Source organism: Nostoc sp., from assembly GCF_036917195.1.
Lineage (GTDB): Bacteria > Cyanobacteriota > Cyanobacteriia > Cyanobacteriales > Nostocaceae > Nostoc.
Genome location: NZ_JBALDG010000031.1, coordinates 45145 through 51844, shown reverse-complemented (window position 1 = coordinate 51844; position 6700 = coordinate 45145). Strand labels below are relative to the sequence as shown.

At 37.3% G+C, this 6700-nt stretch carries 5 protein-coding genes and 1 pseudogene; 3 read left to right on the top strand and 3 right to left on the bottom strand.

Going from position 1 to position 6700, the window contains the following annotated elements; translation table 11 throughout:
* Positions 1–99: 99 nt before the first annotated feature.
* The 3 genes from V7K40_RS10930 (at position 100) to V7K40_RS10920 (ending at position 2998) form a co-directional block, all read left to right on the top strand.
* Complete coding sequence (locus V7K40_RS10930) at positions 100–585, top strand: RtcB family protein (protein WP_334959352.1); 486 nt, start codon at positions 100–102, stop codon at positions 583–585.
* Positions 586–750: 165 nt separating this feature from the next.
* Complete coding sequence (locus V7K40_RS10925; RefSeq protein WP_334959350.1) at positions 751–2100, top strand: AAA family ATPase; 1350 nt, start codon at positions 751–753, stop codon at positions 2098–2100.
* 7 nt (positions 2101–2107) lie between these two features.
* Positions 2108–2998 (top strand): hypothetical protein, encoded by an 891-nt coding sequence (locus V7K40_RS10920; RefSeq protein WP_334959348.1) that lies wholly within the window; start codon positions 2108–2110, stop codon positions 2996–2998.
* 119 nt (positions 2999–3117) lie between these two features.
* On the opposite strand, the gene V7K40_RS10915 is transcribed toward V7K40_RS10920, so the two are convergent.
* From V7K40_RS10915 to V7K40_RS10905, 3 genes and pseudogenes are all read right to left on the bottom strand, one after another.
* Positions 3118–4242 (bottom strand): hybrid sensor histidine kinase/response regulator, encoded by a 1125-nt coding sequence (locus tag V7K40_RS10915; RefSeq protein WP_334959346.1) that lies wholly within the window; start codon positions 4240–4242, stop codon positions 3118–3120.
* Positions 4243–4278: 36 nt separating this feature from the next.
* Positions 4279–5612, bottom strand: a pseudogene (locus tag V7K40_RS10910) (ATP-binding protein).
* Between the two features lie 416 nt (positions 5613–6028).
* Complete coding sequence (locus V7K40_RS10905; RefSeq protein WP_334959344.1) at positions 6029–6181, bottom strand: hypothetical protein; 153 nt, start codon at positions 6179–6181, stop codon at positions 6029–6031.
* Positions 6182–6700 lie beyond the last annotated feature (519 nt).

The following is a 6700-nucleotide window of genomic DNA, read 5'->3' as shown; positions in this document are numbered from 1 at the left end:
GGCGGTCTTCTTTCAACACCCGATTGATGTCTAGCATTTTTCTGTCTCATTCCAGTTGCTAATCGTTACTCTACCTTATTAAGCGACAAGTCTAAAGATGTGGAAGCACCTCTAGTTTATGACTTGCCCCATAACATCACCTTGCCACAACTTGAAGATGTAGAGACATTGGGTACAACATCTCTACAATCCAAAATCCAAAATCCAAAATCCAAAATTGAGAAGTGGGTAACACGCAAGGGCGCAAGTCCAGCCCATGTAGGGCAACCAGTGATTATCCCTGGTTCAATGGGTGCTTATTCTTATCTGATGGTGGGTAGAAGCAATCCAGCATTTTGTAATTCGGCCTCACATGGGGCGGGAAGAATTTATTCTCGCTTTGACCTCAACCGCAAAGGTGCATCCCAAAGTGAGGCAGAACTGGGATTAACTGGAATAGACTGCATCACTTTGCGTGAAGAACGCCGAATTCAAGAAGCACCCGTCGCCTACAAACCGATTCAATCTGTGATTGATGTGCAGGTTGAGGCAGAAATGGTGGACGTTGTGGCACGGTTGAGTCCGGTATTGACATTTAAGGCGTAAGAGATTGTGAATTAGTCAAAAGCAATGAATTATTGTAGCTAGATTTGTCTAAATGTAGTTCAAGAGTTTATTGCCATCTGATTGAACGATAAAGTGTAATTAGGGGAGTAAAAGAAATTTCAGCTTTTACAACCCTATCTCTTCAAATAAGGAACAGCAATTTTTATGCAGATGCTCGATATAAACACAGCTAGTCCTCCCCTATCAGTAGTTCGCATTGAAGTAGAACGGCTCTTTGGTAGGTATACATATACTTTGGTCAAAAAAGATAATAATCCTCACATAGATTCTTCACTAATCATCCTTTATGGTGACAATGGTTCTGGTAAGACGACTATCCTCAAGCTCTTATTTCACCTGCTCTCAACAGGTCACCATCGCGGTCATCGCACTTTTTTAGCTAAAACCCCTTTTGCCAAGTTTTCAGTCTTTCTGGCTGATAGAACAAGTATTATTGCCAGTCGAGGAAATGGCGGCTTAATTGGATCATTTCGACTTCAGCTTTCACAAGGGAATAACATTATCTTTACTGAAGATATTCAAGCTGAGTCTGATAATCGCATCAGAAGAATACAAGATGAGCTACCAGGAGAGAAATTTTACAAGAATATTTCGCAACTTCAATTAAGTTTATTTTTATTAGGCGATAATAGAGTTTTAGATAGTGATATGTTTGAAACTGAAGATAGAGAAGATGAAAAAAAAATAAGCAGAATACTATTATCAAGCTTCGGGAATACGCTTGAAGATAAATATACCATAAATAGAGAACATGCTCTTAAAACATCTATTTATAGAACTGAAGAATGGATTCGTGAACAGGCGTTAAGAGGCGCTAACCAGGGAGCAGAAAATGTTCATAGTATATATGAGGAAATCATTCTAACAATTATTCAAAGTTCAGGCAGGAGAGTTGAAGAACTACCACAATCATCTGCAATGCTAATTGAAGAACTCAAAGCTCATGAGAATCGCAGCAAAGATTTTTCTCGCTTTGGGTTAATGCCACCATTGGAGGCTCAGAAAATAGTTCAGATACTGCAATCTAATGCTCAAGCTGATTACTCGATTATATCAAGAGTTTTAAAACCATACTTAGATAGTGTAGCGGCACGTTTTGATGCTCTCCAGGATACACAAAATTTATTGACCATTTTTGAAACGACAATCAATAAGTTATTTTTTCGTGATAAATATATAAGGTTGCATGTCAGAGACGGACTAAAAATATTTACCGAAGAAGGAAAAGAATTATCTCCAGAAACGCTTTCTTCAGGAGAAAAACAACTCTTACTACTTTTTTGCAATACTCTGACAGCGAGAGATAAAGCAACAATCTTTATTATTGATGAGCCAGAAATATCACTAAATATAAAATGGCAACGTCAACTTATTCATGCATTGCTTGAACTGACAAAAGGAAGCCAAGTTCAATTTATATTAGCTACTCATTCAATTGAATTACTTTCTCAGTACAACAACAATGTCGTTAAGCTTGTGAAGATGGAGAAATAATTGAGAAATGGAGAATGAAATACGACGCACGCTTGACGAACTTATAACTAGATATGAACTTGAGCCTGATCTGTGTGATATATATGTTGAAGGTAAGACAGATAAGCTATTGATAGAATGGTTTTTAGACCAGAAAAAAAATCAAGGTTTTGCTGTTTATGAAATTGATACAGTTGAAATTCCTGCCCAATTATTATTTGAACAAGGATTAAAAGACAATAATCGAAGTCGTGTTATTGCTCTTGCCCTTTATATAAATGATAAACTCTCAGAAACTCCTCTACATATTACATGTGTTGCAGATAAGGATTTTGATTGGCTATTTGGCAAAGATTATCAGTGTAATTTACTATTATTTACTGATTATTCGTGTCTTGAGATGTACTTATTTAACGAGGTTGTTTTAGATAAATACCTGCGTTTAGGACTAGGTTTATCTCAGCCCAAAGCTAGGGAAGTACTTAATCAATTATCTAGAGTATTAGAGGATTTATTCTTAATTAGGGCTACCAATGAAACACTTGAATTAAATATGAAATGGCTCGAAAAATTTGGTGACTGCTGTAAATTAAATAAAAAAAATAATCAGGTTCAGTTTGAATTAAAAACTTTCATTACTAAATATTTAAATAGCAATGGTAATCGCTCAGAAGAATCGAGATTCATAACTAAACTCGAAGAATTACGTGCAAAAGAACTGATAGAAATACGATATAAAATTCATGGACATGATTTTACTGAGCTTTTGTGTTGGTATATCAGACCCTATCTTGGGAAAGAAATCAAGAATTCTTACAATTCAGAGATTCTTGCAAGGAGTTTATTGGCATCTATTGATGCTGAAAAGTTATTTCAAGAAGGTTTATTTCAGAGCTTACTTGCTCGTATTAGCAGATAATAATGTATTAACGAAAGAATCAGATTTATCGTTTAATTTATTTTTTAAGGGTCAAAGCGATCGCTTTGACCCTTTAGACGTGATCAAGCAACTATAACTCCTTGGATGAAGGAGAAAACTTAAATATTTTTAGGTAGTTGCACAGTGAACAAACTACCTTTACCTACTTCAGAGGTGACCTGGATAGTTCCTGCGTGCGCTTCTACAATCCGATGGGATAGATGTAGTCCTAAGCCACTACCTGAGCGTTTATGTTTACCTTGGCGAAATCGCTTGAAAATTGTTGCCTGATCTTCTGGCGCAATCCCATATCCTGTATCTTGGATCTCGATTGTTACTGAATCTTGATTTTCTGGATGAGGTGATGTTTCAAAAATGCGGATTGTGATGCCTCCTGTATCTGTAAATTTGATCGCATTTGCGATCAGGTTGTTTAGCACCCGGCGTAGTTCCAAGCGATCGCCCATAATAATACCAGCATTTTTTCCTTGTGAGTCTAATTCACGGGTGTCTATTTCCAGAGTCAAACCTTTTTCACTAGTTAGAGGACTTAGTTCGCTCACTACTTCTTGAGATATCTCACGTAAATCGCATTCTTCCCAATTCAACGTTTTTTTACCTGCCTCGAAGCGATAGACTTCTAGGAGGGTGTTCACCATTTCCATCAAATTTTGGTTACTGCGAATCATGACTGTGATCGCCTGTTTCATTTCCGGCGAAATTTTGCAGAATGTTTCCATCTCAAACAAATTCAACATGCGATCGGCGGCTACTAGGGGAGTTCGCAAATCATGAGTCAGACGCGAAACAAAGTCTTCCCGTTGGCGGGCCATTTTTTGTTGTTCGTCCAGACTGTGCTTGAGACGCAACAGCGATCGCACCCTTGCCAGTAGTTCATCGGTATCAAATGGTTTACGAATAAAGTCATCAGCACCAGCATCCAAACCTTCGACAACGCTAGATTCATGAAAGGCAGTAATTAACAGAATTGGAATATAACTAATTGCTGGATTATTCCGAATCCGACGTGTGACTTCATAACCATCGACTCCCGGCATCATCACATCTAACAGAATCAGATCGGGTGGAGATTGTTCAACTTGCTGCAAAGCCTTTATTCCATCTGAAACCGAATCAATTTCATAGCCCTCACTTTCTAAAATTGCTTGAACCAAAATGAGATTATCTAGAGTATCATCAACTGCGAGGATACGATCAATTTTATTATTTTCAACTACAGACATAATTTATCAACTTTTATCAGTTTTTTTGAAAGCAATTTATAGTTTAAATTTCGGATATCCTATTGCTGTTAACTGGTTTGAGAAGATGAATGATGCGGATTTTTAACAGAGCTATAAATCTCGTCGCCATCTAACTCTATAGCTGGAGCATCAACTGCTTCAGTGAATAATGTGATTTGACGCGGCAATTCAATTTTAAACATTGAACCGATGCCTAATTTGCTCTCAAGAAAAATTTTGCCGCCCATCATTGGCACCAGCGAATCTATAATTGCCAAACCCAGACCTGTACCTGGATATTTACGAGTGATAGTTTGATCGACTTGCCAAAATGCTTCAAAAATACGTTTAAAATCTCTGGGTGCTATGCCAATACCTGTATCCCGAACAACAATTGTCACTCGACTTGCAGGTAATTCCTTAACCTCAACCCAAATTTCCCCAGACTCTGTGAACTTAATGGCATTGGAGAGCAGATTAATTAAAATCTGTTTGATCCGAACCGGATCATTAAATACCAAAGTATTTTGCAAATCTGTTTGTACTAACAATGATAGATTTTTGGCATCAGCAAGGGAACGCATTTCACCTACAGCGAGATTTATTACCTTTGATACATCAAATATTTCCGCCTTGAAGTCTAATCGTCCTGCCTCCAATTTGGAAAAGTCAAGAACTTCATTGACTAGCATCAGCAAATGCTTCCCATTATTCAAGATCCGCTCAACCATATCTGCTTGCTGGTGCGTTAGTTGACCGAACTTAGAACGGAACAGTATTTGCGAAAAACCAATAATCGCATTCATCGGCGTTCTGAGTTCGTGGGACATAGTTGCCAAAAAATGTGATTTTAGCTGTGATACCTCCAATAGCTTGAAGTTTTGCATTTGAATCTGTTGCTGTTGTCTTTCCAATTCTTGGTTCTTACGAATGAGTTGTTCATGACTTTCTCTAAGCTGCTGGTTTACCAAAGCAGCCTGCGTTTCAGCCCGATAAATCCGAATCGCACTCCGCAAAACCTGTACCAACATTTCTGGAGATATCTTTGACTTAGATAGATAGTCTGTAGCACCAGCTTTGATTAATTGCACAGCAATTTGTTCATCTCCTTGAGCAGTTAAGACTACTGAAGGAACTTTAATTTTGGAAGAACGTAGCTGTTGAATGAAGGTTAGTCCATGCTGATCTGGTAAGCGATAGTCGAAGAAAACACAATCATAGGCAGTAGTGTTTAAGGCAGAAAACGCATCATTGCCATTGCTTACTTCAAACAGTTCCATTTGAACACCTGCTTTAGTCAGCGCATCACGGACTGCCATCCGGTCAACTTCGTTATCGTCTACAACCAAAATTTTCAGCGTCTGTTTCATCAGTTTTTATTTTTGCCGCCAAACATAGGTTGATGTATAATGTTTCTTTTTTCAGATTATCCAACTAAAGAATATAAGATTTTCGGACATTTAAAATCTCTCACTTGATTTACTAAGGCATTTTGTATAATATCCAATACTTCTCTTTAGGTTGAATTCAGTTTGTTATATTCTCAATCTGGTTAATTTACCCTAATATTGGAATTCAACTCCTAGTTAATGACTAATAGTTTTAAAACAATTAGCAATTAATAAACTGAAAACTATTGCTCTGAATACAACAGTTAGAGCTAATATAAAGTAAAATAAAATACTTTACTAAGCTTAATACAATTGTAAATGAGTCAGCAAGCGACCGTCGTCACCCATTGGTCAGAGTTGCATACCATTATCGTCTACCATAAGCCTGAGTAGTTTTACTCATCAGATTGCCTAAACCAGGTAGATGACAAAGTACTACCTATATTTATTTGTGAATCCGAAGTAATCCTACCTCCTGGAATTTTGACAATTTTTTGAACGATCGCCACACCTGTGTTAGTATTTTTTTGGCGATCGCGGACTTCCACTGTTTGGAAAATTCCTCAAACCTTCTTGTGAACTTTGGGAAGAATATTAAGTGCTTCTAAGCCTTTTAGCATTAAAAAGATTAGTTGTCTACTTTGATTGCTGAAGGGTCTAACTTGTGATCTCTAAGTCTCCCACCATATGGAGGCATGAGTAATTACCTTTGGTAATTGTGCTTGAATTGCTTTTGAAATTGTCCACCAATGAGCTTGATAATTCAGGTCATATGGAAAACAAGAGGGCGAAATCTTAACCCCTCAGCCTCAAACCTTGTATGGTTGGGGAAAAATTAAAACCCTCTCAAAAGCAGGAGAGAGGAATGGAAGTAAAGTTTTCCAGAAGCCGTGAAAAGTCAGAAGTTCGATCTGTTGTATGTAATTTGTGCATTTTTGTAAGCTTTTTTTCAAAGCTTTATACAAGATAATAGTAATTAACTGATCGAAAATAGCAACTAAGCGGATGGGTATAAATAAATCTAATATGGACTTTCATTGCGTTTAATTATGCGTGCCTACTTAAAA

What these genes read in the sequence shown, in the direction of transcription:
- V7K40_RS10915 (WP_334959346.1), bottom strand. Translation starts at nt 4,242, where the DNA reads ATGTCTGTAGTTGAAAATAATAAAATTGATCGTATCCTCGCAGTTGAT.
- V7K40_RS10925 (WP_334959350.1), top strand. Translation starts at nt 751, where the DNA reads ATGCAGATGCTCGATATAAACACAGCTAGTCCTCCCCTATCAGTAGTT.
- V7K40_RS10920 (WP_334959348.1), top strand. Translation starts at nt 2,108, where the DNA reads ATGGAGAATGAAATACGACGCACGCTTGACGAACTTATAACTAGATAT.